Genomic DNA, 25,553 nt, shown 5'->3' with positions numbered 1-25,553 from the left:
GCACGGCGGCTTAACCGCAATGCCGTCTGCTGAACGCCTCAGCGAGGGAAAAGAACCTCACCCATTCCTAGCACCGCGTTGTCACCGCCATATTTCTGCGGCGCCTTGCCCAGAAGCGGCCGTTTCAAAATACCCTCGGCGATCAGATGGCGATCGACGATGGCGGCGAAGACACTCTCTGGCGCGCCGCATTCGACGAAGCTCGGCGACAGGCTTTTCGGCGCGCGATCGAGAAGGATCGAACCGCGACGCATCAGATAGCCCGGCATCTCGCCGGTGCCGCCGGCCACCACCAGCGTGCCGGCGATCATGCGGCTGCCGGCATGGTCGCCTGAGCCTTTCAGCACCGCGATCAGGCCGCGCCGCATGCGGTCGGCGGCAAAAGCGCCGGCTTTGCCCCTGACGATCAGCACGCCGCCATTCATGCCGGCCAGTTCCCCGGCGAGCGGCGCCCCAAGGTGATCACCGGCGTTGCCTGTTATTTCAAGCCTGCCGCCGCGCATGCCGGAGCCGGCATGCGGACCGGCATTGCCTTCGACCGTGAGTTTGCCGCCGCGCATGGCACGCCCGGCCTGGGCGCCGGCATTACCGACGACGCGAACCGAACCGCCCCGCATGCCCTCCGCCACGCGGTCGAGGCGCGCGCTTCCACCTTCGAACACGATGTCCAGCGGATCGTTGCCGGCGACGCGAAAGATATCGCCGACCTTCGATCCATGCTTCGACATGCCGATCTGGACTTTTTCGATATCGCGCCTTTCCATCCCGGCAAGCCGCTCCGGCGTCAGCGGCGACAGGTCAACGCGCTCGGGCGGCTCGGCGACAAGGGTGAAGGTCAGCGCCTTCATGGCAGCATATCCTTCAGCGAATAGATGAACTTGCCGAGCTTGCCGCCGTAATTGCCGGCGCTTATGCGAACCGCGCCTCGCTTCGGCCCAAGCTCGATGACGGCCTTGATGCCGGCCTTCATCGCGGCGGCAACGGCATCGTTGGTCTCGCCGTCGATGACGATTTCCAGGACGGCGTTGATGTCGGGCCCGAGCTCACTCCTGACGACACCGCGCAGTGTCGGCGCGTAGGCTTCGTTGGCCGAGGCGATCATGCCCTTGTATTTACCACCGATCTTGGAACCCGAACGGGCGATGCCGCCCGGAAACGGCACGATCGCGCCGGGCACCAGGCCTATCGCGGCAACGGCGGCCTCGGCAGCAACCAAGGCCTTGGCGCTGCTTTCAGCCATGACAAAGAAATTGCCGCCGCCGACGGCATCCTTCGTCAGTCCGGTTGTTGCTTCGCACAGGAATTCGCCATCCATGACGGGAACGCGCCAAAAATGCCTGCCGCCGATTTTCTTGGAGATCTGCCAGCCGTCGCCGAAATAACGCAGCGCCGAACCGAGCTTCAACTCGGCGCTGCCCTCCAGTCCGGCGAAGCAGGCCGAACCCGGCGAGGTCAAGACACACTGGCCGACGCGATTGAGCAGTTGTTTCTGCAGTTCCTCGGTCCCCATCGCAAAAATCATCACGCGGCAGCCGGGCCGGCCATCCGGTGTGGCCGATGGCGGCAGTTCGACATCGATTGCCGCTTCGCAGCCGCAGCCGATCACCGAGGTGGCAAAGCCGGTCATCGTGATCGCCGCCTGGTGCGCCCATTTCCGGTTCGGCGCGGTGATGATGATGGCGGTCGCGCGCATGCCGAAGGCCTCGGCAAAGGTATCGTCGATCGTTATGCCATTTACGCTCACATTCGGCATGCTACCTCGCCGAACGGCTGTTCGCGCGCGATTGCGGAATCTGGGAAATTGAACCAGTCCAGCGACAGGCCGTAACGCTGCTGGTGATAGTCTTCCAGACGCCGCACCATCGCCTTGTCCGGCGACGGATTGAGCCTGAGCGCCTTGCCCCAACGGTAGTGGGTGATCTCCCCATCTTGCACGACGAGATCGCCATCCTTGAAGACATACGCCGCCTGCCCCAGCATTTTCGCAATATTCTCGTCCCTGCGGTAGACAGCGATATCGGCTGTGACGCCGACGCCGAGATGGCCCCGATCCGTCAGCCCGAGCAGCTTGGCTGGGGCCGCGCGCGTCATGATGGCAATTTCCTCGAACGTGTATTCACGGTCGATTGAGGCCAGGGTGGACAGCGCCATGGCGGATTTTGGAAGTTCGGCAATCGTTTCGGCGCGCGCTTCCCGGCTCATCAGCAGCTCGAACAGAGCCGGGTAGACGGTAAAGGGCGCGCCATTGGGATGATCGGTGGTGAAGAAGACACGCCACGGATCGTCGATCAGGAGAAAAAGCTCGAGCCCGATCGCCCACTGCATCGTGCCATAGAAATCCTTGCCATAGCTGTAGGGCACGATGCCGCCGCCATTGCCGTCCCCATCATGAATGACGGATTTCTTCGGGTGGGCACTGCCACGCGCCGAAAACTGCCGCATGACGTCGGAGGAGACAGTGACCGTCTGGCCGAACATTACCTGGCCGATGTCGATGGTGACCTCCGGCGTCGCGTTGACCAATTCGGCTAGACGCGCCGCGGCCGAGGAAAACCTGCGCTTGCCTTCGGTGCCGTAGCCGTAGAACTGGAGATGCGCGAGGTGCAGCGGCAATCCTTCCGCCGCCGCGATCGTCGCGGCCGCCGTATCCGCCGATCCGGGGCTGCCCAGATTGTTGCAATGGACATGTAGAGGATGCGGGACGCCGAGACTGTCGACGGCCGCCTGCAGCGTCTTGACGATCTTGCGCGAGCTGACGCCATAGGAAGGCACGACGTCGTCCAGCGAGAAGGTGCGGACGTTTTCCTTGAAGGCGGCCGCCGCACCGGCGTTGATCACCTTGACCCCAAGCGCCCGCGTCGAGGCGACCGTCCAGGCGACATAGTCTTCGATCATCGTTGAGGGGGCGTCGGCGCGGATCATCGACAGCAGGAAATCGTCGTTGCCGAGAATGGCGAGCGTCGCCTTGTCGATGATCGGGATGTCGGCCAGTTCGAGGTGGGTGTGAAGTGCGGCTCCCGGCGACATCGCCGGCTCGACGACCGTCGTGAAACCCATTTTGGCGTAGAGGCAGCCGGTCTGGAAGGTCGACCAGCCCGCGTTGGAGAGCGGCGTCGTCGCCGGCCGCGCCTGATGCGCGGCATGCTGCTCGGGCAACAGCAGCCGTGCCGTATTCACGTTGCCGCCGCCGATGTGGGAATGGATGTCGATGGCGCCCGCCATCACGATGCAGCCGGCAGCGTCGATGGTCCGGTCAGCAGCCCCCCCCGCCGGCGCCGCAACGATCTTGTCGTCCCTGATCCAGAGGTCGCCCTTGCCGAGACGGCCGTTGACCGGATCGATGATGTCGCCGCCCGAGATTTTCGTCAGCATGGCAACGCGGCCTCGGCGGAGACATGACTGGCGACCAGGCGGATAACAGTTGCAGCGGAGGGCAGCTCCGACGCCGCTCGCGCATCGACCGACCTTAGCGAACCGGTGCGGCTGGAATAGACCACCGCCTCGTGATCGACGCCCGCTTCGCCAATGGCGATGGTGACTGCAGCACCCGCGATCGGCTCCTGCGTTTTCGCCAGCACAATCAGCGCCATGCGGTTCTTCTTCTTCTGCGGCTGGACAATTGAGGAAGAGATCCGCAGGTGCAGGTCGGCTTCGCCGGCAGCGATCATGCGCGCGACATCATAACGCCAGGGGTCGAATTCCGGGAAGCCGCGCGCAAAGCCGGTGCGCAACGGGAAACCCGTCATCCAGGTCGAGGCGAGCGCGCTTCCCCAGCCGTTTTCGTTCGCCGGCAGATGAAGGCCGGATGCGCGTGACTTGCGGTTGAGATCGGCGATCAGTCCTTGCAGCATCTCCAGCGCCAGCCCTTCGGTTGCGTCGCCTGAAAACAGGAAGACGGGAAAATGCGCAGCCTCCAGGGCTTTGGCGAAATCGTCGAAATTCGACACCGGTTGCGATGTCCTACGCCCCCTGCACTGCGCCCTCAGCGCCGCCAGCGTCGCGCCGAGGCTTGCCTCGCCGCAGGAAAGGAGCGTCGCCGTCCGCCCGTTGTTCAGCGGCGGAGCAGACGCCCCTTTCGATCCGACCAGAAAGATTTGGCGTTGATTCTTGGCCGAGAGATCGGGAACCGTCTCAGCAAGCCCGCCGACAAATTCATGATGGATTTGCGGGAGTTCGCCCACAATCACCACGACATCGGCGCGCCGGCGCGTCTCGCCAGGCGCGACGGTCATCGCGCCCTTGTCGGTAAAAAGCGCGGTCTCCCGCGAAAGTGCCGCGCCATCGGCGGCATGATCGTATGCCGCGCCAATCCGCTCAGCCAGCGCGATCGCCGCCCTGGTGCCGTGTATATCCGTATCCAAGCTGAAAACCGGGCACCGGCTCGACCCCAACAGCGCGGCGGCATGTGCAGCCGCGCGCTCGACCAGCGTTTCCCGGTTGCCGATCCAAGCAACCGCCATCCACTACGCTACTTTCTGGTGCCGGCCCGATCCTAGACGAAACTGGATTGGCCGTGAACCCCGCCTGCCAGCAGATTAGCGAATGTTTTCATACGCTATCAACAAATTCCGATCGCGCTTAATCATATTTGATGTAAGCGAAGCGCTGATCCGTCGGCGGAGTGCCTTCCAGTGCGCCGCCTTCCTTGGCCGGCTGCCACTGGACGACATCCTCGATCTTTTTGGCCAATTCGAAGTCTTTGTCGGTGATCCCTTTCGCTGCGTGGTTCATCAGGCGCACCTCGACCCAGGCATAGGAGGCGGTGATGTCGGGATGGTGCCACGCCGCCTCGGCGAGATGGCCGACCGTGTTGATGACCATAAGTGTCGATTTCCAGCTGTGGGTCTTGTACTTGCGCCGGATCCAGCCGTTCTCGTAGCGCCATTTCGGCAGCTCCTTCTCGAGCCGGTCAGCAATCTCGGCTTCCGAATAGACCTTTTCCTTAGCTGTCTCGCTCATCTCGATCTCCGCGAACTGCCCGGTCTGTCATGCCGGGGCCAAAACAGATAAAACGAATGCACTCTCTCCGGCTTGCCCCTTCGACGAAAACAGCTATCATGGTGACGGGCACCTAAACTTCCATGATGCGTCTATGATGCACCCATCGGGGGGTAGATGTCGAATTCTGTTACCATACGAGTGCCCGCCCGCCTGCACCTTGGCTTCCTCGATCTCAATGGCGATACCGGCCGCCGCTTTGGCAGCGTCGGGCTACCATTAAGCGAACCCGAAACCGTCGTCACCCTGTCGCGGTCCAGCGAGACCATCGTCGAAGGCACCGAAAGCCGTCGCGCCGGCGAGCATTTGTCGACGCTCTGCAGCCATCTCGGCATTCGCGGCCAGCACCGGCTGGTGGTCGAACAGTCGATCCCGAGCCATGCCGGCCTGGGCTCCGGCACGCAGATCGCCCTTGCCGTCGCCTCGGCGCTGCGCACGCTCCACAAATTACCTCTCGATATCGGCAGCGACGCGACCCTGCTCGAGCGCGGCGGCCGATCCGGCATCGGCATCGCCAGTTTCGAACGCGGTGGTGTCATTGTCGACGCCGGCAAGGACGACAGCGGCAGGCCGCCGCCGGTCGTGGCGCGCCTGCCGTTTCCGGAAGAGTGGCGCGTCATCATGATCCTCGACCACGGCGGCCATGGACTGCATGGCGATGCCGAGATCGCGGCGTTTCGTTCGCTGCCACCCTTCCCGGCGTCCGGCAGCGGCGAGATCTGCCGGCGGGTGCTGATGGGCATTATGCCGGCTTTGATCGAGCACGACCTTCCAGCCTTCGGCGCCGCCGTCGCCGCGATCCAAATGCTGATCGGCACCCATTTTGCCCCGGCGCAAGGTGGCGTGTTCACCTCCAAGCGGGTCGAGAGGGTGGCCCACGGCCTCAATGAAGCAGGCGCCGTCGGCATCGGCCAAAGCTCGTGGGGACCAACAGGATTTGCCTTCGCCCCATCGCAAGACGCCGCAGTCAGCTACGTCAGCGCGGTTCAGCAGAAAGTTGAAAACGGCATCCAGATCAGGATCGTCAAGGGCAGGAATTCCGGCGCGAAGATCAGTTCGACCAAACTTGATCTCGTCGGCAGCTGACGGCTCGGCAACGCGATCACTTTCAAGCAGAAAGGCGAGAAATGGCCCGTAAACATATCCTGCACATGCTGACGCCGTTGAAGCATATGAGCCCTTTCGACGTGAACATGGCACTCGACGCAGGCTTCGACGCCGTCGTCCCCTATGTCGATGTAAGCCTTGGCGAGGTGACAGGCCTCGTACAGGACGCGATCTTTTCGCGCCCGCCCGATGCGGGCGTCGATACCGGCATCTTCATCGCCGGCAAGGATGCCTCGCTGGCGCTCGACATGTTCGACGCAGCGCGAAAGGCGATGGTGCCGCCTTTCCAGGTTTCGGTATTCGCCGATCCGGCCGGCTCATTCACCACGGCCGCGGCGATGGTGGCCAAGGTCGAGAAAGCGCTGGAGAAGAAATTCGAGCGCGGACTGAAAGACACGAGGATCGCTGTTTTCGGCGCCACCGGCGTCGTTGGCTTCTGCACCGCCGTCATCGCCGCCAGGGAAGGCGCCCGAGTCACGCTTGTCGGTCATGACGGAATCGAAAGGGTCGAGCAGATCGCGGCCGAGATCAAAAGTCGATTCAACATCGCCGTAGATGCGGCTGACGGATCGAGCGACGCCCGCAAAACGAAGCTGGTCGAGGCGAGCGAGGTGATCCTGGCGTGCGCCAAGGCTGGCGTCCAGGTGGTTTCGAAAGCCCAGTTGAAAGGCAATGGTCTGCTTATTGCCGCCGACGTCAATGCGGTTCCGCCGGCCGGCATCGAAGGCGTGGCCGCCAATGCCAATGGCGATCCGCTCGAAGCGGCAAAAGCTGTCGGCATTGGTCCGCTTGCCATCGGCAACGTGAAATACAAGGTCGAATTCGGCCTCTTCAAAAGAATGATCGAATCCGAAAAAACCATCACGCTGGATTTCCAGGAAGCATTTTCCCTTGCACGCGAAACCGCCAAATAATGCCGGATCTCTCCTGATCGCGGCGATTTCAGGCCGGGCGCTGGCTGCCGCTGCGCGTCGCGCCGGCTATCGTCCGCTGGTCGCCGATTTCTTTTGCGACACCGACACGGTCGCGCTCGCCGAACGCGCGACGATGCTGCCGGGCGACCTACAGGGCGGCATCGACGGCGAGCGCATCATTGAGACGCTTCGGCAACTGTCTGGAGACGACCAGCCGGTCGCCATTGTCCTGGGCTCGGGCTTCGAGCGGATGACGGAGACCGTAGACGAGGTCGCGCGCCATTTTCCGCTCGCCGGCAATAGCGGCGCCGCGATCCGCAGGATCAAGGACCCGCAATTGCTGGCCGCCGATTGCGCCGAGCTCGGCATTCCGCATCCGGAATTCCGATGGGACCGGCCGCCTGATCCGGAGAACTGGGTGGTCAAGACCGCGGGCGGCGCCGGCGGCACGCATATCAGACGGGCCGCCGGAGAAGCCCCGGCCACCGGCCGTTATTTCCAGCATTTCGTTCCCGGCCGCAGCATCTCGGCCCTCTTCGTCGGCGACGGCCAAACCGCTGATATCGTCGGCTTCAGCCAACAATGGGCGTCCCCCGCCCCGGCAGCGCCCTATCGCTATGGCGGCGCCGTGCGGTTGAGACGCTTCGATCGCAGGCAGGCGGCGATGATCCGCGGCTGGCTTTCAGCTCTGGTGCGCCGCGCCGGCCTGGTTGGATTGTGCAGCGCCGATCTCATTCGCGGACCGGATGGCTACAAGCTCATCGAGATCAATCCGAGGCCAGGCGCCACGCTCGACATTTTCGACGATGCCGACGCGCCTCTGATCGAAGCGCATCTGCGCGCCGCGGCAGGCAGGGCCTGCCGCCTGCCGCGCTTCGTCGATTCGATGGCATCGATGGTGACCTACGCCGCGACGCCGATCGCCCAGTTTCCATCGGTTGCCTGGCCTGAATGGACTGCCGACCATCAGTCGCCCGGCACCCGTCTGATCGCTGGCGATCCTGTCTGCACCATCTTCGCGCGCGGTCCGAGCGCCGATTTGACCAGGCGGCTCATCAAGGCACAAGCCAGCCGATTGCAACACCAGTGGGAAGGAGACCGGACATGAAAGACGGTTCGGCATTCCTGAATGACAATGCGCAGCGCATCATCGACGGCATGATCGGCGACGCCGAACGCCTGCGTATCGCCGTTTCCACCGGGCCATTGGGCGAGTGCCTGATCGATGCCGGCGCCAAGGCCGCTGGCGGCGTCGAGGCCGGGCTGCGCATGGCGGAAGCCGCGATGGGCGGTCTCGGCAGCGTTTCGGTCTGTATGGACCGCGCGTCGCAGAAATGGCCGCTCACCGTCGAAGTGCGGTCTTCGCAGCCGGTGCTTGCCTGCCTGGGCAGCCAGTATGCGGGCTGGAACCTGTCGAGCCAGGATTATTTCGCCATGGGATCGGGACCGGCGCGGGCGCTCGCCCGCGTCGAACCGCTGTTCGAAGCTCTTTCCTATCGCGACACCGCCTCGTCCGCCGTGCTTATCCTGGAGACGGCCGAACCGCCGCCCCAAGCGATTGTCGAGAAGGTCGGCAAGGCAACCGGACTGGCAACCGAAAAGCTCACCTTCCTCTACGCGCCGACACAAAGCCTTGCGGGCGGCGTGCAGATCGTTGCGCGCGCGCTCGAGGTTGCCTTGCACAAGACCAACGATCTCAAGTTTCCGCTGGAGAACGTCGTCGACGGCATCGGAACGGCGCCTATCCCCGCCCCCCATCCGGATTTCCTGACCGCCATGGGCAGAACCAACGACGCCATCATCTATGGCGGCAGCGTCCAGCTCTTCGTAAAGGGCTCGTCGAAAGACGCCAGGGAGCTCGCCGAGCAACTGCCGAGCCGCGCCTCGCGGGACCACGGCCACCCCTTTGCCGAGGTCTTCAAGCGGTTCAAGGGCAATTTCTATGCCATCGATCCGCTGCTGTTCAGCCCGGCCGAAGTGATCGTCACGGCGATCGAGACCGGCGATACGTTTCGCGCCGGCGAGCGTGATCTGCAGATGCTCGAACGGAGCCTCGGTTAGATCATGGCGCTGCAATGGATTCCTCGTTCATCCGCCTGCCGGGCCGCCCGCTCGCGCCTTCGGTATCCGGTATCCGAGGCGTGACATGATCCCCCGCATCCTGATCGTCAGCGACGTCTCGGACGCCCGCGCCAAGGGCCTGGCGGCAAGGCTGGACCGGCGCGGCGCGGTGGTCGCAACCGTGCCGCTGGCGGCGATCGCGTTCGACACCGGCAGCCCGAGCGGACTGTCGATCCCCGGCTTCGACGGCGCGCTGCCCGACGCCGTGCTGGTCCGTTCGATCACCGCCGGGTCGTTCGAGGCGGTCACCCGCCGCCTCGGCGTGCTGCACGCGTTCGGCAAGCTTTCCATTCCGGTGTGGAATTCCGCACAGGCGATAGAACGCTGCGTCGACAAGTCGATGACGACCTTCCTCCTGAAGGATGCCGGCCTGCCGACGCCGCCGACATTCGCGGTCGAGGGACGTGCCATGGCCGAAGCGATCGCCGGACGCGAACTGCCGTTTACGCCGCTGGTGCTGAAGCCGCTCTTCGGCGCACAGGGTCGCGGCATCAGGCTGATCGAAACACTGTCCGATCTCCCCGCCGAGGACGAGGTGAACGGCGTCTACTATCTCCAGCACTACGTGCCGCGTCCCGGCCCTCCTTTCCGCGATTTTCGCGTTTTCGTCTGCGCCGGCGAAGTCCTGGCGATGATGAGCCGGCGTGGCGACGACTGGATCACCAACGTCAATCGCGGGGCAGTGCCCGAGCAAGTCTCAGGGCACGGCGAAACCGAATTAGCGGCGCTGGCAAAAGCCGCCGCCGCCGCTATCGGCGCGGATTTCGCCGGCGTCGATATCGTGCCGGCGGCCGACGGCAAGCTGTTCGTGCTGGAGGTCAACAGCATGCCCGCGTGGTCCGGGCTTCAATCGGTCGTCGCGGTGAACATCGCCGATGCGATTGCCGATGCCCTGCTGAAATTCCTGGCTGATCGCACCGAGGCGGCGGCGGCGCGCGCCTACCGCCTTACGGCGCCGGCGAATTCGTGACGAGCCGGTAGCATGGCGCTTTCGCGAGAACGCCTCCAGGTTGCCTACAAGGAATCCTGCCGGATGGAGATTGAGGCGCTGAAGCCCGGCAACGTCCATCTATTCGCCGACGGGCACGGCATGTCTGCCGCCCAGTTCATGACGAGCGCAGAGGTCTCGTCCGCGCCGCTGACCGATCCTCGCCTGCCGGTCGGACAGCGCATGCTGGAAGCGGTCCGCGCGACACGTCTGGCGGTCGCGACCAACACCAATCTCGGTATCATCCTTCTGGCAGGACCTCTGCTATGCGCCGCCCAAATGACCGGCGGCAGGCTGCACGACAATCTCGACGCGGTGCTGCGCGCGATGAACATGGACGATACCAGGGCGGTGTTCGAGGCGATCGTCGCGGCCGCGCCGGGCGGCCTTGGCGAGGCCGCGAACGATGTGCGGCAGGAGCCGAAGGTTCATCTGCTCGAAGCCATGCGGGAGGCGGCCGACCGTGACATGATCGCCCGCCAGTATGTTACCGGTTTCGGCGACGTGTTCAGCGTCGGGCTTGCGGCTCTGGAAGCGGCGTTGGCACGCGGGGAAGACGGCATGTGGCCGACGGTGTTCGCCTATATGGCGTTTCTCGCCGGCTTTCCCGACAGTCACGTGGTGCGCAACCATGGCGCTGAAACCGCAAATCAGGCACGGCAAGAAGCCCTTGCCGTTGAAGCGGCGCTGCATGCCAATGGCGACGAGGCGTCACGCATTCGTCTGCTCATGGGGCTCGACCGCCGGCTGAAGGCGGACAACGTTAACCCCGGCACCTCGGCCGACCTGACCGTGGCTACTCTTTTAGTCCACCTCCTCGGCGTTCAGCTTGCATAATCGCAACGTTGGTGGTTGACTTTCAGGAGCGGAAGCTGGGCTTCCGCGGCTATCCAGCCAACCGGTCCGGATGTCCGGGCGCTGCCAACAAGGATAGCTGTCCATCGAGCGCTCGCTCGGTTTGCGGCGTCTTTGGACACCATAACTGTGTCTTGGAGGAAAATTGGCATGGCAAAGATCTCGAAAGTAATGGTCGGTGAATCGCTGGTAGGAGACGGCAACGAAGTGGCGCATGTCGACCTGCTCATCGGCCCGCGGGGGAGCGCGGTCGAAACAGCATTTTGCAACGCGCTTACCAACAACAAGGACGGTTTTACCTCCCTTTTGGCGGTGATCGCGCCCAATCTTCAGTGCAAGCCCAACACCGTGATGTTCAACAAGGTCACGATCAAGGGCGCCAAGCAGGCCGTGCAGATGTTCGGCCCGGCCCAGCATGCGGTTGCAAAGGCCGTGCAGGACGCCGTCGCGGAGGACATTATTCCCGCCAGTGAAGCGGACGATCTGTTCATATGCGTCGGCGTTTTCATCCATTGGGACGCGGCGGACGACGCCAAGATCCAGAAGTACAATTACGAAGCGACAAAGGAAGCCATCCAGCGCGCGGTCTCGGGAACGCCGACGGCCGCCGAAGCCACGGCCCAGCGGGACCAGGTGAAGCATCCGTTCGCGGCTTAGACAAGAGACAGCCCCGCACAGGTAAAACCCTCCGCGGAGCCGGATGGTCTGTTGCGTCGCCTGAAAAAGCTTCTGGGCCTTTAGAGCACCAGACAAAGAGCCTGCCCTCGGGCCTGACCGCGGGTGGGGCGGGTTTTGGGAATCCGATGCTCCAGCAAAAGAGATAGAGCGGCGAGACGATCGACTTGAGAGTCCGCCGCTCTACAAGGCCCAGTTTCCGAGGCCGAAGTCGAGGCCACGCGAATGTCAGGTGCCAAGCGTTGCGAGGTGCCCCGGCGTGAGCGTGCCGTCATGCAGCGAGGTCGCAACCAGCGCCGCGGCAATACCGAGTGACGAAAGGGCGCGAATGTCAGCCTCGTTGCGCACCCCGCCGGCCGCGATCACAGCACGGCTTCCAGCATTCGCCTTGATTGCCTTGAGCCGCGTGAAATCGGGACCGGAGGCGGAACCGACCCTGGCCAATGTCATGACAATCACCTTTTGCGGCCAAAGCTCCGGCCCGTCGAGAAACGATGCCGGACCGCGAAACCCGTCGTCGAAGAAATCCAGCGACAGGATAAGGTCCGGATGATCGCAAAAACGCCGGAACAGCGCGTCGTCCTGCTGCGATTCGGAGCCCAGGACCGGGTAAAGCAAGGGTTCGGCAAGTGCCGCCGAAAGGGTTTTCTCGTCGGCGATGCCGGCATCGACCCAAAGCTCCGGCGGCTCCGCCATCGCCTTCAGCCGGGCAAGCGCGCCGCTGTTTGGGGTTCCGCCTTCGATGGCATCCAGATCGGCGATATAGAAGGTCGGAAAGGGGTGAAGCCCGCGCAGGCCTTCGGCGACCGCGACGACATCGGAACTTTGGCTGAGCGGCGTGACGATCGGCCTGTAGCGATCGCGTTTTCCTTGCTGGGCGCGCACCACTTCGCCGCCTTTCAGGTCGAGAACCGGAATGATACGCAACGCTTTTCTCGCTGACCAACTGTCCCTGTCCCAATGTCCCCTGTGATGAAAGCTTGAAGTGTGGAAAAAAGAAAGAGCATCGTTGCCGGCTTTGATATTGGCGGCGCGCATCTGAAGGTGACGCGTGGGGAAGACGGCCGCATCGTCGAGGCAGTAACAATCGCCACGCCGCTTTGGCTGGGGCTCGATACCCTGACCTTGGCATTCGAGGAAACGGCCCCGATTTACGCCGGCGCCGATCTCAACGCATTCACCATGACCGGCGAACTGGCGGACATCTTTCCGTCCCGCGATGCCGGCGTCGCGGCTCTGCTGGATGAAATTTCAACCCGTTTCCCGGGCGAAAAGTTGATCTATGCCGGACCGTCCGGCTTCGTCGGGGTCAAGCAGGCAACGCGGCTGAGCGCCGACGTCGCCTCCGCCAACTGGCACGCGACAGCTTCGTTGGTGGCGAAACTCGCCGGCGATGCCCTGTTCGTCGATATGGGCTCCACCACCACCGACATTATCGCCGTCAGGAATGGCGCCGTCGCCAATGACGGCTACACCGATGCCGGACGGCTTCTGAGCGGCGAACTGGTCTACACCGGCTTCACCAGGACGTTCCTGTTCGGTGTCGCCTCGTCGGCCCCCGTCCGCGGCAGGCTGACACCACTGATGAACGAGTATTTCGCCTCGATCGCCGACGCGCACCGGATCCTGGGGGTCCTCGATGAGAAGGACGACAGGCACGCTTCCGCCGACGGCAAGGAAAAGACGATCGACGGTTCGGTAGCGCGGCTGGCGCGCATGATCGGGCGCGACGCTGCCGACCTGACGTTGCCGGAATGGCGTGAAGTCGCGCGCTGGTTCAGCGAGCAACAGTTGCGCAAGATCCACGACGCAGCGTCCCTGATTGCCGGCCCCCTTGCCCAGGATGCGCCGATCGTCGGTGCCGGAACCGGCCGTTGGCAGATCAGACGACTGGCCCAACGCATGGAACGCCGCTTCGTCGATTTCGCTGAGATCATTCCCGCGGATGACGCCGTTCGCGGCGAAGCGAGCAGCGTGGCACCTGCGTCAGCGGTGGCGCTGATGGCGGGATCTCAATTGTAGGCACTATACTGGTTCAGCCGCGTACCTCATCACCGCTGGACTCCTTGACCGACAGGTGATCGCCGACACGCTGCATCAGCCAGTCCCAGGCTTCCTTTTCGCCCTCGCCGGCGGTCTTTTCGATGGCAATCGAAAGGTAGGCGATTTCCGCCTCGATCTTGTCGCGCGGCAGCATGCCGAGCCGGCTGACCAGGATGGCCAGCTCCAGCACCGCCGCCTTGGCGCGGTTGAAGCCGGTGAACGGCGCATGCGTTTCCTCCTGCACCACGCGGCAGAAATGGCGAGGTCTCATAGCATCGTCATCTACACCTTCGACTTCGAGAACCGAATGCGCGAGCGCTGCTTCGAGCCGCGGCACCGGAAACCCGTCGACCGCAACGATTGGCCAATGCTTGCGCCCGGTCAGGCAGCCGGCAAAGATACGCACGTCATCGGTGTAATTGGCGATGGCGAACGGCACTTCGGCGAGATTGTCGAGCGTGATCGACGGCCGGAACGGCGCGATGACCCAGCCGTCCTTCTCGGCGATGATGCCGATCGGCGCGATGTGGACATCGCCGGTCTTGCTGACAGTGGTGATGATCGATTCGCGAATGTAGGGCATGGTTTAGCGCTCTTTCTTCGCGCGAAGCGTATGGCCCGCCTCCGCAAGACGGCTGCGGTCGGTTTCAGGAGCCGGCGCGGCAACGCCCCATGCGAGCGGCTCGTCCTGCACATAGCGCTTGCCGAGGCGCCACGCGATCTCGGCCTTCATCAGTTCCGCGCCGAGATAGAACGCATGCGCGCCATCTGCCTCAACGCCAAGCCCGGCAAAGAGTTCGAACGCATCCCTGGAAACTGCATGCCCCTTGCCGTTGAAAACATGAATGCCGTCCTCGGCGGTCATGATGCGGAAGTTGTTGTCGCGCACCTCCGCCGCGAGTGCTGCGATATCCTCGGTCGAGGCCGTAAACGGCTTGCGGTCGTGAACCTGCAGCAGCCCTGGATGGTAACTGCGCGGCAGCGCTCCGTCGTTCTTCGCCGCAAACACAATGCGGCGGGCAACATCGTGCTCCTCGATCGTTCGCAGCGTGTGCGGGCTGACATGCACGGCAAGCACGTTTCGGATCTGAAGTTCCGAGCAGAGCCCGGCCAGAACCGCGGTAACGCCGGAACTGTCGGCGTCAGTCAATTCGGTGAGATTGCCGGTGCCCATCAGCAGTTCGATGTCGGGCCAGCGCCGCCGCGCCTCAATGAAGCGCGCGAGTGAGGCCGCAAAGCCGAAATGGATCGGGTCGAGCACGGGATCGGCGATGAGGGCGACGCCGGCCTTTTGCGCCGCTTCGATGGCCCGGCCGAGCGAATCCAAATCGCCGGGGGTGGACGGGATCAGCACTGGTACGGCCTTGCAATCGAAGGCCAACGGCAGCGTGTTCTCATCGAGGCTGAGAAGATAGTCCGCACCGGCGCGTGCGCCGATCGACAGTTCGTCCGTGCTGGCCGAATCGACACTGACCAGAAAGCCCTGTGACTTCAGCTCGAGCACGGCCTCTTCCAGTAACGGAAACGGTGTTTCCGGCAGGCAGCCGAGATCGATGACGTTGGCACCGGCCGCAGCCAGCGTCCGTGCCCTCGCCACCAGCGCCTCGACCGACAGCATCGGCGCGTCGACGATTTCGGCGAAGATGCGCATGTCGTGACGCGAAAGGTCAGGCGGCTCGCCCGCCCGGCCGAGAAAGGCCGGCAGATCGGCGATCTCGTCAGGCCCGCGTACAAAGGGCACGCCGAAATGGTTCGACAGATGCTCGATGTCGCCGCGATAGCGGCCGGGCAGGATGACGCGGTCGCCGCCGCCTGTCAGGCTGAGCCGCCGCTTGATGATGTCTTCGCTCATCAGCGCGGCGACCTTGACGCCGATGTCGATGATCTCCCACGCAAATTCGGTTTCGCCCAGTCCGGCCAGCAGCGTTTCCAGCCGGACCTTGGCCAGGTGGCCGGTAAGAAAGACCAGCCGCTCAGCCATGGCTTGCGAGTTCGGTGTGGCGCCGTCTGACCGAAGCTTCGAGATCGGCGAGCGACTCGACCACCTGGGTCCGCTCGAAGCTCTTCAGCTGGTTGGTATTCTCCAGGTCGATCCTGCGCGGATAGACCTTGACAAGCCCATGCGGTGCCATGGTTTCGAGTTCCGGCGCGGTGTCGCAAGCAAAGACGATGGCCGGCACCCGACATTTTCCGGCCTGGGCAAAGACGTTGGTGGCAAGCGTGTCGGAAATGCCGTGCACGCATTTGGCAACCGTGTTGGAACTGGCCGGCGCCACCACCACCGTGTGATAGACACCGTGATAGAATTCGCCGACCGGGATCGCGCTCGCCGTCTTGTCGTGGAGGACGCGCGTCGTCTCCGGGAAATCGAGCTTGAGCTTGTACATGCGCAGCACTTCGTTGGCGGCTTTCGACACAAAGACATCGCAATGCTCTATCTGGTGAATGAGTGCGAAGCTCTCGGTAAAAAAATGACCGGAACCGGTCAAAACCCATGCCCAGCGCGGCGTATGCAGCGTCGCCATCGCCTACCCTGCTTTTCTTGCCGACCGGATCGGATCCGCGATCCGGATCCCGGGCAGATTGCCCGACGCGAGCAGCGCCCCGGCTTCGGCTGCATCTTTCGGACCGGCGAGATGGAAATCGACACAGACGGGCAGCATTGCGGCGAAGCCCGCATCGACGATGCCTCTGACTGCCAGGCCGTCGATCGTGTCGCTGCCGAAGAAGGCGCCGGTCTGCTTGATCAGCAGCAGCCTATTCGCGCCGAGCTTGCCGGCAAGCCAGGCGGCAAGGGAATCGGAGGTAATGTCCCAGGACGCCGGAATGTCCGGCGCCGACAGGGCCAATGACGACGGCAGCCACACCGGTACCCTCCCTTCATCCAACGCTCGAACCATTTCTTCCAGCGACCGTGCCGGCGCCAGCCTTTCGTCACGGTCGAGTATGACCTGGCCGAACTGCTCCATGGCGAGGATCGCCATGGCGTGGGCAGCGGTATCGGAAAAATCCATCCGGAACTGCGTCTCACGCACCTGGTCGGCGAAGAGGCCGCCGCCGGGCACGATGACGATAGGCAGCTTGGAACCCGCCAGCGCCGCGATCCAGCTTTCCATTTCCGCCGCATGGACCGTGCTGCCGCCAAGCTTGACGACGGACGGCTTGACGGCGGCTCGCCTGATGGCCTCAGGCCTTTCTTGTCGCGGCTGGGAAGCAGCGATTCCTTTTCGGCCGGCAGGGCCGGAGGCGACGCCGCGGCCTGCCGCTTGGCGCTTGCGTTCGATCTCGACGCCGACGCCGCCTGGGCCGAGTTCGAGTTTTTCCACCCTTACCGTGACGCGCACGACACGCGGGTTCTCCAGAATGTAGGTCGCCACCTGCTCGGCCAAGGCCTCGCTAAGCTGGACGTGGCCCCGCGCAACGATGGTGCGAATGCCGTCCATGATGATGTCGTAGGAGAACACATGGCGCATGTCTTCGGGATGGTCGGTGACTTGCAGCACGTCGGCGGTCACGTCGAAACGCACCTTCTGTGTATGGCCGTGCTCGAAGCTGTAAGCGCCGATCTGAACCGGCAGGACAAAGTCCCGCACGAAGATCTTGTCGGTGCCCAGTGTCGGGTCGGTGCCCGGCGAATAGCCCCTCGCCGCCAGCAGGCGGTAGTCGACGCTCGACGGGCCGCCGGCCCGGGATTCTTCCGGGACCAACTCGCGGATCTGCGCAACGGCCTCGGCACTGATCGAACCCACGCGGCCGGAGTTGCCGCACAGTGCCCCGCGAAAGCCGAGAAAATCGGGAGCGAAGGGCAGCAGGCGCGGGATATCAGGGGTTTCCAGCGATCCGCTCAGACCAACAATTAGACCGAGCGATTTGGCTCGATCGATGAAACCCGGGATACGCTCGGGCGGCAGATGGTCGAGCAGCCGCCCGTTTGCCTTGATCGCAGTGTCGACCATGGCGCCATGGAAGCGATGTTTGCGAAGCATCGGCAGAAGCTCGAAATCCGGGGCCAGGTCGGCGAAAAGCACGGCGATCAGTTTCGTTCGCGCGGCGAGCGGCTCGAGCGCCGCCGCGCAGGCGGAGACATTTTCCGACGGGAAAAAGCCTATCTTGACGTAATCGACGCCGGTCGCGGCGATCTCTTCGGCCTTGCCGCGGATCGTCTCCGGTTCCATCGGCAGGTCGCCGCAGACCGCGCTGACCGGCGCCCGGCCGGCGATGAATGAAATCGTCCGGCGGATGGTTTGCGTGGATACCGCGCCCAGCGCCCCCGCCTTCGGATCCTTCAGGTCGACGATGTCGACGCCACCCGAAAGGGCGATCTCCGCCTCGTCGACGCCGGTGACACTGGCCAGCATTCTGGTCATTGGAAGACTTTCTCCGGCATGAGGGACAGTGCGCTCTCGGGTCCGGATACCGAAATCCGCTCAGTTGCGCTTCCGGCCAGCAGGCATGCCACTAAAGCAGACGCGAGAAGTCCACTTTCAGGGTTTGATAAAATTTGCGGGTCAGCTAAGCTCATCACGGGCACCTTGACTTCGCGCCGGTCCGGCAACAATCGGACTTTAGCGCAAGAACGGGTAATTTTATCGATGACGAGCGCGGTGCCGGGCACTCTCGCGGCCTTTTTGTGCTTTTTTTCCCTGACCGTCAACGTTCCGGGCGCGCTGGCCCAGGAAGCGACGGGCAAGCAACCGGCCGCAACTGCCAAGCCGGAAAAAAAGCTGACCGAAATCAAGATAGGCTATTTACGCGCCTATGCGCCGGAGCTCGCTTTGTCGGTGCTCGACGTCCCGCCCCGCGATGAAGGCGTTGCCGGCGGCAATGTCGCGATTGCCGACAACAACACGACCGGCAGCTTCCTCGGCCAGAAATTCAGCCTCGACGTGATCGAGGTAAAGCCGGACGCGGATGTCGTTGCGGCCTTCCAGGAAATGATCGCCAAAGGCGACCGCTACGTAATCGCAGACCTCTCGGTCAAACAATTGCTGTCGATCGCCGATCTTGCCCGCGACAACGGCGTTCTGATCTTTAATGCCGGCGCCACCGACGACAGTCTTCGCGAGGAGGAATGCCGCGCCAACATCTTCCACACCATCCCGACGCGCAGCATGCTGGCCGACGGGCTGGCGCAATATCTGATCTGGAAGCAATGGCGGCGCTGGGTGCTGATCTACGGCTCGCACGAGCGCGACCAGCTTTTTGCCGAGGCCCTGCGCCGGGCGGCGACGCGCTTCGGCGGCGAGATCGTCGGCGAAAAGCTGTTCGAGGATACCGGAACGGCACGGCGGACCGATTCCGGCGTCGTCCAAATCCAGCGGCAGATGCCTGTCTTCACCCAGGATCTCCCGGAGCACGATGTGTTGCTGGTCGCCGACGAAAGCGAGGTGTTCGGCACCTATGTTCCGTTCCGCACCTGGACTCCGCGGCCGGTCGCCGGCACCGCCGGGCTCACCCCGTCGGCCTGGCATCCGGCCAGCGAGCAATGGGGCGGCACCCAGATCCAGAACCGCTTCGCCAAGGCAAACGGCCGCCGCATGATGTCGAAGGATATGGCGGCATGGACCGCGGTGCGCATCCTCGGCGAGGCGGCGACCCGCACGCAGGGTGCCGACCCGCGCAAGATGGCCGACTTCATCCGCTCCGACGATTTTTCGATCGCCGCGTTCAAGGGGCAGAAACTGACTTTCCGCAAATGGAACCAGCAGTTGCGGCAGCCGATCTTCCTCGGCGACAACAGGTCGGTCGTCTCGACGTCGCCGCAGGAAGGTTTTTTGCACCAGGTGTCGGAGCTCGATACGCTCGGGGTCGATGAACCCGAAACAAAATGCGTGCTTAAGTAGAACCAATTGGGAGGAATTTCAGTGCAGAGACGAGCTTGCGCACTCGCCATTCTCGCGACCGGCTTCATGGCCTGCCCAGCGTCGGCCTACATGGCCTATGTTTCCAACGAGAAGGACAACACGATGTCCGTCGTCGACACCGCGACGATGCAGGTGGTGAAGACCGTCAATGTCGGGCAACGTCCGCGCGGTATCACCATCTCGCATGACGGCAAGCACATTTATCTCTGCGCCAGCGACGACGATTCGATCGAGGTGATCGACACGGCGTCGCTGGAGATCGTCGATACCTTGCCCTCCGGGCCCGACCCGGAGCTCTTCGTGCTCTCGCCTGACGGCAAGACGCTTTATGTCGCCAATGAGGACGACAATCTCGTCACCGTCACCGACATCGAGAATAAGAAGGTGCTGGCTGAAATTCCGGTCGGTGTCGAACCGGAAGGCATGGGCGTCAGCCCGGACGGAAAGATCATGATCAATACGTCGGAAACGACAAACATGGCGCATTTCATCGATACGTCGACCCACGAGATCACGGACAACGTGCTGGTGGATGCGCGTCCGCGCTTCGTCGAGTTCACCCCCGACGGCAAGCAGGCCTGGGTGACTGCCGAGATCGGCGGCACTGTTTCGGTGATCGACAATCAAACGCGCGAAGTTGTCCAGAAGATCACCTTCGAGATTGCCGGCCTGAGGGCCGAATCGATCCAGCCGGTCGGTGTGCGCATCACCGCCGATGGCAAGAAAGCCTATGTGGCGCTCGGACCGGCCAACCGCGTCGCGGTGATCAACACGCAGACATACGAGGTCGAGAAATACGTGCTGGTCGGCCAACGCGTCTGGCAGCTCGCTTTCACTCCGGACCAGAAAACCATCATCTCGACCAACGGCGTGTCGAACGACATCACCTTCATCGACGTGGAGACCGACGAGCCGGTGCAGTCGGTGACCGTCGGCGCGCTGCCATGGGGCGTCGTCGTCTCGCCCAATTGAATCAACCCAATTGAATCAAACAGACAGAAAAACAGCAGAAGGGCAGGAAATCATGCGGAAATTTCGGGCCGTCACTTTCGCTGCGCTGGTCGGCATGGCACTCACGCAGGGCCAGGTCTGGGCGCAGGACAATGACGACGACGCAGCCGCCGGTGCGGCCACCAAAACTGACGCCAGCCCCGAAGCCGAGAAGGCAACCCGGGCCGGCAAGGACGTGCCGGAACTCATCCTCGGCAGCAAGGAAGACCAGTTCACCGCCAACCAGAAGGACTTCCAGCTGATTGCCGGCCAGGGCTATCGCTGGAAGATCACCGCGGCGGGCGGGCTGGAGTACAAATTCCATACCGACCTCTTCCGCAATGTGTGGACCAACCAGATCGTGATCAATGACCTCGAGGTGCACATGAACGGCGCACCCGCATGGCTCGAATTCGACGCCGACGGCACCATCCAGGTGCAGTTCACCACCGTGAGGCCCGGCATCTACACATGGTCGGTGCCCGACCTCGCCGACAGAGGCATGAAAGGCACAATCACGATCAAGTAGGATCACCGGAAAGCGGGACCTTCGCGATCGGGCCCGGTGCGCTAGACTCCTGGTGCGCTAGGTGCGCTAGACTATCGTCGACGACAAGGAGCCAGCCGCGTGCAGCATGTGAGGACAAGCGGACCAGGAGATGAGGTGGCGGCGCTCGACGTCGTCGGCGTCAGCCATTCCTATGGTCCGAAGCGGGCGCTCAACGACGTCTCATTCTCGATCGCTTCGGCGACCTTCACCGTCCTTCTCGGCCTTAACGGCGCCGGCAAAACAACTCTGTTCTCGCTGATCAGCCATCTTTACGACACTCGCCGCGGATCGATCCGCATCTTCGGTCATGACGTCAGCCGCGCTTCTGGCGAAGCACTCAGGCGTGTCGGCATCGTTTTCCAGGCCCGCACGCTCGACCTCGATCTCAGCGTCCACCAGAACCTCTCCTATCACGCCGCGCTGCATGGCATCGGCGGACGCGAGGCCCGGCAGCGCATTGCCGCGCTGCTCGATACGGTCGACATGCAGGGCCGTCAGCATGACAAGGCACGCAGTCTTTCCGGCGGCCAGATGCGGCGCATCGAGATCGCCAGGGCGCTGCTCCACCGCCCTTCCCTGCTGCTGCTCGACGAGGCGACCGTCGGTCTCGACATCCAGTCGCGTGCGGGCATTCTCGCCACCATCCGCAAGCTCGTCGAAACCGAGGGCATTGGCGTGCTATGGGCGACGCATTTGATCGACGAGGTTAAAGACGGCGACCATGTCGTCGTGCTGCGGCAGGGCGCACTGGTCGCCAAGGGCAAGGTGACCGATGTCGTCAGGACGAGCGGCGCCGGTTCGATCCGCGACGCCTTTTCGAGGCTCAGCCGCATCGAGGCAGCCGGCATCGCGGAGATATCGCCATGAGCGCTCCCGCAATGCCCGATAAAGTCGCCGGTTTCATCCCGGTGAAGTTCGAAAAATTCGGCCTGCGACATTATCTCATTTGCCTCAAAGGCGTCGTCCTGCGGGAGTGCCTGCGCTTCCTGCACCAGCGCGAGCGCTTCATATCCTCGCTTGTTCGGCCGCTCATCTGGCTGTTCATTTTTGCCGCCGGATTCCGGCAGGTGCTCGGCGTATCGATCATCCCACCCTACAAGACCTACGTGCTCTACGAGGTCTACATCACGCCGGGCTTGTGCGGCATGATCCTGCTGTTCTCAGGCATGCAGTCTTCGCTGTCGATGGTTTATGACCGCGAGATGGGCAACATGCGCACCCTTTTGGTCAGCCCCTTCCCGCGCTGGTTCCTGCTGGTGTCGAAGATGCTCGCCGGCGTCTCCGTATCGATTGCGCAGGTCTACGCGTTCCTGATCGTTGCCTGGTTTTGGGGCGTCAAGGCGCCGCCGATCGGCTATCTCATGGTGCTGCCGGCGTTGTTCTTGTCGGGCATGATGCTTTGCGCGCTCGGCATGCTTTTGTCGTCGATGATCAAGCAGCTCGAAAATTTCGCCGGCATCATGAACTTCGTCATCTTTCCCGGCTATTTCGCCTCTCCGGCGCTCTATCCATTGTGGCGCATCCAGGAGGCGAGCCCGCTGCTCTACAAAATCTGCCTCGCCAACCCGTTCACTTATGCGGTCGAGTTGATCCGCTTCGCCTTCTACGGGCAGGTTAACTGGCTGTCGCTGGGCGTCGTTGCCGGCTGCACGCTGCTGTTCCTTGCCGCCGCAATCATCGCCTACGACCCTTCGCGCGGCCTGATGACCCGCAAACAGGACACGGGAGGAAATGCCTGATGGCACGAATGAGCCTTGTTCGCAGCCTGGCTGTGGTTGCCATGCTCGCGCCGGGCGTGAACGCCATGGCGGCGAACATCGATCCGGACTGGCCTTGCATACAGCGCAAGGTGCCACAACTCTCGCTCGGCCAGATCTGGAACGGGCCGGAGCTGCCGCCAGCGGCGAAGGACTTGTCGAAAGACCCCGGTATCTCCGCCCTGGTCGAGGAGGTAGCAGCCCGGCGGATACCGATTGCCGAAGCCCAAAAGAAGATCAAGGATTTCGCCGCCTCGCTGCCGGCCGAGCAGCTTGCGCCGAAAATGGCGATGCTGGTGCAAGGCATGTTCGATCACATGGACGCCGAGCGTTCTCACGTGATCTCAGGCATTGCCCGTTACGCCCACAAGCAGCTCGAAATGGCCGCCGCGTTGCGCAAGGAAGCGTCCGACGTCGATGCGTTGCGGGCAAAGCCCGATGCAGATCCCAACGAGATCGAACGGCGAACCGAACAGCTGAAATTCGCAACGCGAATTTTCAACGAACGCGTACAATCACTGACTTACGTCTGTGAAGTGCCGACGATCATCGAGCAGCGGCTTTATCAATTGTCCAAGGCGGTCTCGGAAACACTCGCCGCGAAGAAGTAGAACCTCATTCGACCTTCGCGGCGGCTCTCACGATCCTCGGCCGGGCAGCACGCGCCAGCGCTGAACGAAATAACCGGGATGCGTCTCGATCCACTGGGCGACCAGCGGCTGCGCCTGCATGAAGGCGGTCCCGGGATTCATCGCCAGGCCGTCCACCATCTGTTCGCGTTGTTCACAGGTCTGCGGCACATCCGTCAGGCAGACCATCATAACGAGCGTGTAAAGCATTGCCCCTTGTCCCCATCGAATCCCGAACCCCATGCCCGGGAGGTTTCAGTGATACCGACCAGTCTGCAGGGGTCGCATATACAGATCGCTTACGGGTGTGAAAGGACGTGGCCCCTGCTCTTTCGCACTGCAACATAACATATCACTTATCTAACTCCAACGATCGGCGGGACGTTCTCCAGAGCAATTGCTTCAAGTTTGCGCTGCCTCGATGTGGCGCCGATGTTTCCAGTGCCGATGAACCCGATCATCACGGCATGTCGTCGATGTCGTCAGACCGGCAGCCCGTTCTGCTTACGCAGCTCTTGTCGAATGCGAATGCGGGGCGAAACGGTGCAGGAAACTGACCTGGCGCGCCATTTTTTCCCGCCGCATGGCGCCTTCTCGGAGGGCGTCAGTTATGAGCGCCTCTGGTGCCCACACCGGCCAACTCGTCCGTCCAGCGCCGGAATAGCGCGCTGGCATTGACGCCTCCGAAGCCGAAGCCGTTGGAGATCGCGTAGTCCATTCCCATCGGGCGGGCTTGGTTTGCGACGAAGTCGATCCCGTCGCCGGCTGGATCCGGCGCGCTCAAATTGAGTGTCGGCGGTGCTACTTGATCCCTGAGCGCCAGGATTGTGAAGATCGCTCCAAGCCCGCCGGCGGCTCCGAGCAGGTGTCCGGTCGCCGACTTCGTTCCGCTGACAGCGATGGCGGAATCTGCGCCGAAGAGTGTTCTGATCGCCGCGATTTCCCCGAGGTCACCGACCGGGGTGGAGGTCGCGTGCGCATTGAGGTGGCGGACCTCACCCGGCGAGATGCCGGCTTGGGCGATCGCGATCTCCATAGCCCGCCGCGCCCCGTCGCCGTCCTCGGGACCGGAGGTGACGTGATGAGCATCCGCCGTCGTGCCGTAGCCGACGAGCTCGGCGAGCGGTTTCGCACCGCGCGCAAGCGCGTGGCTCAATTCCTCGATCACCAGAATGCCGGCTCCTTCGCCCATGACGAAGCCGTCACGCAACATGTCGAACGGACGGGAGGCCTGATCAGGACGGTGATTAAAGGAGGTCGAAAGAGAGCGAGCCGCGGCAAAACCACCGAGGCTGACGATATTCATGCACGCTTCCGTCCCGCCGCACACCGCGATGTCGGCTTCATTGGCGCGGATAAGACGAGCCGCATCGCCGATCGCCTGGATGCCGGCCGCACACGCCGTCACCGGTGCGCCGAGTGGCCCCTTGAAGCCATGGCGGATCGAGATGTGGCCCGCCGCGAGGTTCACCAGGAAGGACGGTACCGTGAACGGCGAAAGACGGCGGACGCCGCGCCCGTCGACCGTGCGCACCGCCTCGGTTATGGCGGGGAACCCGCCGACGCCCGAGGCGATGATCGTAGCCGTACGCAGGCGATCCGCTTCCGAGGCGGGTGCCCATCCTGCTTGGGCGAGTGCCTCTTGTGCAGCGGCGAGTCCAAAGAGAATGAACCGGTCTACCTTGCGCTGGTCCTTTGGCGGCAGGACGGCATCCGGATCGAAACCAGCGTGCGGATCGTCTTCCAGCGACGGAACCACCCCGCCGATCTTCGCCGGCAGGTCTCCCGCCACATCGTCGGGAAGCCTGCGGATACCTGAGCGACCAGCCAAGAGGCGCGACCAGGACGCTTCGACATCGGCAGCAAGGGGCGTGATCGCTCCCATGCCTGTAACGACAATCCGTCGCATCTATTCTCCTATCGATCTCGGCAGGTTGCTAGAATCGCTTGGCTCCGCCCCGGCGAGGTGGCGCTCGGAAGAAGCGGTGCTTGCCACATTGACCACGGTTTCGCGGTTTTCCGCGGCCTGCATGCGACTCACACGCATCGTCGAATTCCTTTT

26 protein-coding genes are annotated in these 25,553 nt (G+C 63.1%); 14 read left to right on the top strand and 12 right to left on the bottom strand.

Going from position 1 to position 25,553, the window contains the following annotated elements; genetic code table 11:
• Positions 1-38 precede the first annotated feature (38 nt).
• The 5 genes from ACWTU8_RS02620 to ACWTU8_RS02600 form a co-directional block, all read right to left on the bottom strand.
• Positions 39-848: a formylmethanofuran dehydrogenase subunit C gene (locus ACWTU8_RS02620; RefSeq protein ID WP_455846915.1), complete on the bottom strand. Its 810-nt coding sequence runs from the start codon at positions 846-848 to the stop codon at positions 39-41.
• Positions 845-1,753 (bottom strand): formylmethanofuran--tetrahydromethanopterin N-formyltransferase, encoded by a 909-nt coding sequence (fhcD, locus tag ACWTU8_RS02615; protein ID WP_455846914.1) that lies wholly within the window; start codon positions 1,751-1,753, stop codon positions 845-847. Before fhcD ends, ACWTU8_RS02620 begins: the two co-directional genes overlap by 4 nt.
• Positions 1,741-3,372 carry a formylmethanofuran dehydrogenase subunit A gene (locus ACWTU8_RS02610; RefSeq protein ID WP_455846913.1) on the bottom strand — a complete coding sequence of 544 codons (1,632 nt, stop codon included), beginning with the start codon at positions 3,370-3,372 and terminating at the stop codon, positions 1,741-1,743. Before ACWTU8_RS02610 ends, fhcD begins: the two co-directional genes overlap by 13 nt.
• Positions 3,366-4,460, bottom strand: a complete 1,095-nt coding sequence (locus tag ACWTU8_RS02605; protein ID WP_455846912.1) for a tungsten formylmethanofuran dehydrogenase — start codon at positions 4,458-4,460, stop codon at positions 3,366-3,368. Before ACWTU8_RS02605 ends, ACWTU8_RS02610 begins: the two co-directional genes overlap by 7 nt.
• Before the next feature lie 118 nt (positions 4,461-4,578).
• Entirely contained in the window at positions 4,579-4,959 is a 381-nt protein-coding gene (locus ACWTU8_RS02600) for a 4a-hydroxytetrahydrobiopterin dehydratase (protein ID WP_095489038.1), read from the bottom strand.
• A gap of 156 nt (positions 4,960-5,115) precedes the next feature.
• On the opposite strand from ACWTU8_RS02600, the gene ACWTU8_RS02595 reads away from it, so the two are divergent.
• The 7 genes from ACWTU8_RS02595 (at position 5,116) to fae (ending at position 11,640) form a co-directional block, all read left to right on the top strand.
• Positions 5,116-6,084, top strand: a complete 969-nt coding sequence (locus ACWTU8_RS02595) for a beta-ribofuranosylaminobenzene 5'-phosphate synthase family protein (RefSeq protein WP_455846911.1) — start codon at positions 5,116-5,118, stop codon at positions 6,082-6,084.
• Between the two features lie 41 nt (positions 6,085-6,125).
• Entirely contained in the window at positions 6,126-7,019 is an 894-nt protein-coding gene (locus ACWTU8_RS02590; RefSeq protein WP_455846910.1) for an NAD(P)-dependent methylenetetrahydromethanopterin dehydrogenase, read from the top strand.
• Positions 6,997-8,127 carry an ATP-grasp domain-containing protein gene (locus tag ACWTU8_RS02585; RefSeq protein WP_455846909.1) on the top strand — a complete coding sequence of 377 codons (1,131 nt, stop codon included), beginning with the start codon at positions 6,997-6,999 and terminating at the stop codon, positions 8,125-8,127. The genes ACWTU8_RS02590 and ACWTU8_RS02585 overlap by 23 nt, the downstream gene beginning before the upstream one ends.
• Complete coding sequence (gene mch, locus ACWTU8_RS02580) at positions 8,124-9,080, top strand: methenyltetrahydromethanopterin cyclohydrolase (protein ID WP_455846908.1); 957 nt, start codon at positions 8,124-8,126, stop codon at positions 9,078-9,080. Before ACWTU8_RS02585 ends, mch begins: the two co-directional genes overlap by 4 nt.
• A gap of 85 nt (positions 9,081-9,165) precedes the next feature.
• A complete protein-coding gene (locus ACWTU8_RS02575; protein WP_455846907.1) occupies positions 9,166-10,110 on the top strand; it encodes an ATP-grasp domain-containing protein in 945 nt (314 codons plus the stop codon).
• Between the two features lie 12 nt (positions 10,111-10,122).
• Positions 10,123-10,965: a triphosphoribosyl-dephospho-CoA synthase gene (locus ACWTU8_RS02570; RefSeq protein WP_455846906.1), complete on the top strand. Its 843-nt coding sequence runs from the start codon at positions 10,123-10,125 to the stop codon at positions 10,963-10,965.
• 168 nt (positions 10,966-11,133) lie between these two features.
• The gene (gene fae, locus ACWTU8_RS02565) at positions 11,134-11,640 is read left to right on the top strand and encodes a formaldehyde-activating enzyme (RefSeq protein WP_127313863.1); all 507 of its coding nucleotides are present in this window, start codon (positions 11,134-11,136) and stop codon (positions 11,638-11,640) included.
• Positions 11,641-11,886: 246 nt separating this feature from the next.
• Here fae and ACWTU8_RS02560 read toward each other — a convergent pair whose 3' ends face one another.
• The gene (locus ACWTU8_RS02560; protein ID WP_455846905.1) at positions 11,887-12,585 is read right to left on the bottom strand and encodes a HisA/HisF-related TIM barrel protein; all 699 of its coding nucleotides are present in this window, start codon (positions 12,583-12,585) and stop codon (positions 11,887-11,889) included.
• A 60-nt stretch (positions 12,586-12,645) separates the two neighbouring features.
• Here ACWTU8_RS02560 and ACWTU8_RS02555 point away from each other — a divergent pair, with 60 nt between their 5' ends.
• The gene (locus ACWTU8_RS02555; protein WP_455846904.1) at positions 12,646-13,680 is read left to right on the top strand and encodes a hydantoinase/oxoprolinase family protein; all 1,035 of its coding nucleotides are present in this window, start codon (positions 12,646-12,648) and stop codon (positions 13,678-13,680) included.
• Positions 13,681-13,693: 13 nt separating this feature from the next.
• Here ACWTU8_RS02555 and ACWTU8_RS02550 read toward each other — a convergent pair whose 3' ends face one another.
• The 4 genes from ACWTU8_RS02550 to ACWTU8_RS02535 are packed head-to-tail and all read right to left on the bottom strand — an operon-like array spanning position 13,694 to position 18,068.
• The gene (locus ACWTU8_RS02550) at positions 13,694-14,284 is read right to left on the bottom strand and encodes a DUF447 domain-containing protein (protein WP_455846903.1); all 591 of its coding nucleotides are present in this window, start codon (positions 14,282-14,284) and stop codon (positions 13,694-13,696) included.
• Positions 14,285-14,287: 3 nt separating this feature from the next.
• Positions 14,288-15,682 (bottom strand): DUF6513 domain-containing protein, encoded by a 1,395-nt coding sequence (locus tag ACWTU8_RS02545; RefSeq protein ID WP_455846902.1) that lies wholly within the window; start codon positions 15,680-15,682, stop codon positions 14,288-14,290.
• Positions 15,675-16,226, bottom strand: a complete 552-nt coding sequence (locus tag ACWTU8_RS02540; RefSeq protein ID WP_455846901.1) for a flavoprotein — start codon at positions 16,224-16,226, stop codon at positions 15,675-15,677. Before ACWTU8_RS02540 ends, ACWTU8_RS02545 begins: the two co-directional genes overlap by 8 nt.
• A 3-nt stretch (positions 16,227-16,229) precedes the next feature.
• Positions 16,230-18,068, bottom strand: a complete 1,839-nt coding sequence (locus ACWTU8_RS02535; protein ID WP_455846900.1) for a (5-formylfuran-3-yl)methyl phosphate synthase — start codon at positions 18,066-18,068, stop codon at positions 16,230-16,232.
• Between the two features lie 225 nt (positions 18,069-18,293).
• Between ACWTU8_RS02535 and ACWTU8_RS02530 the strand changes: the two genes are divergently transcribed.
• The 6 genes from ACWTU8_RS02530 (at position 18,294) to ACWTU8_RS02505 (ending at position 23,473) form a co-directional block, all read left to right on the top strand.
• Entirely contained in the window at positions 18,294-19,544 is a 1,251-nt protein-coding gene (locus tag ACWTU8_RS02530) for an ABC transporter substrate-binding protein (protein WP_455846899.1), read from the top strand.
• Positions 19,545-19,610: 66 nt separating this feature from the next.
• A complete protein-coding gene (locus tag ACWTU8_RS02525; RefSeq protein ID WP_455848366.1) occupies positions 19,611-20,537 on the top strand; it encodes a YVTN family beta-propeller repeat protein in 927 nt (308 codons plus the stop codon).
• Between the two features lie 52 nt (positions 20,538-20,589).
• Positions 20,590-21,084, top strand: a complete 495-nt coding sequence (locus ACWTU8_RS02520) for a hypothetical protein (protein ID WP_455846898.1) — start codon at positions 20,590-20,592, stop codon at positions 21,082-21,084.
• Between the two features lie 99 nt (positions 21,085-21,183).
• Positions 21,184-21,972: an ATP-binding cassette domain-containing protein gene (locus tag ACWTU8_RS02515; protein WP_455846897.1), complete on the top strand. Its 789-nt coding sequence runs from the start codon at positions 21,184-21,186 to the stop codon at positions 21,970-21,972.
• A gap of 11 nt (positions 21,973-21,983) precedes the next feature.
• On the top strand, positions 21,984-22,844 hold the full coding sequence (locus ACWTU8_RS02510) for an ABC transporter permease (protein WP_455848365.1): 861 nt from the start codon (positions 21,984-21,986) through the stop codon (positions 22,842-22,844).
• Positions 22,844-23,473, top strand: a complete 630-nt coding sequence (locus tag ACWTU8_RS02505) for a hypothetical protein (RefSeq protein WP_455846896.1) — start codon at positions 22,844-22,846, stop codon at positions 23,471-23,473. Before ACWTU8_RS02510 ends, ACWTU8_RS02505 begins: the two co-directional genes overlap by 1 nt.
• Before the next feature lie 27 nt (positions 23,474-23,500).
• On the opposite strand, the gene ACWTU8_RS02500 is transcribed toward ACWTU8_RS02505, so the two are convergent.
• Positions 23,501-23,701, bottom strand: a complete 201-nt coding sequence (locus ACWTU8_RS02500; RefSeq protein WP_095518885.1) for a hypothetical protein — start codon at positions 23,699-23,701, stop codon at positions 23,501-23,503.
• 394 nt (positions 23,702-24,095) lie between these two features.
• Positions 24,096-25,400, bottom strand: a complete 1,305-nt coding sequence (fabF, locus tag ACWTU8_RS02495; RefSeq protein ID WP_455846895.1) for a beta-ketoacyl-ACP synthase II — start codon at positions 25,398-25,400, stop codon at positions 24,096-24,098.
• Positions 25,401-25,553: the final 153 nt, after the last annotated feature.

The organism is Mesorhizobium sp. BHbdii, assembly GCF_053848045.1.
The sequence above is the reverse complement of the archived record's forward strand: the minus strand, read 5'-3'. Positions and strand labels throughout refer to the sequence as shown.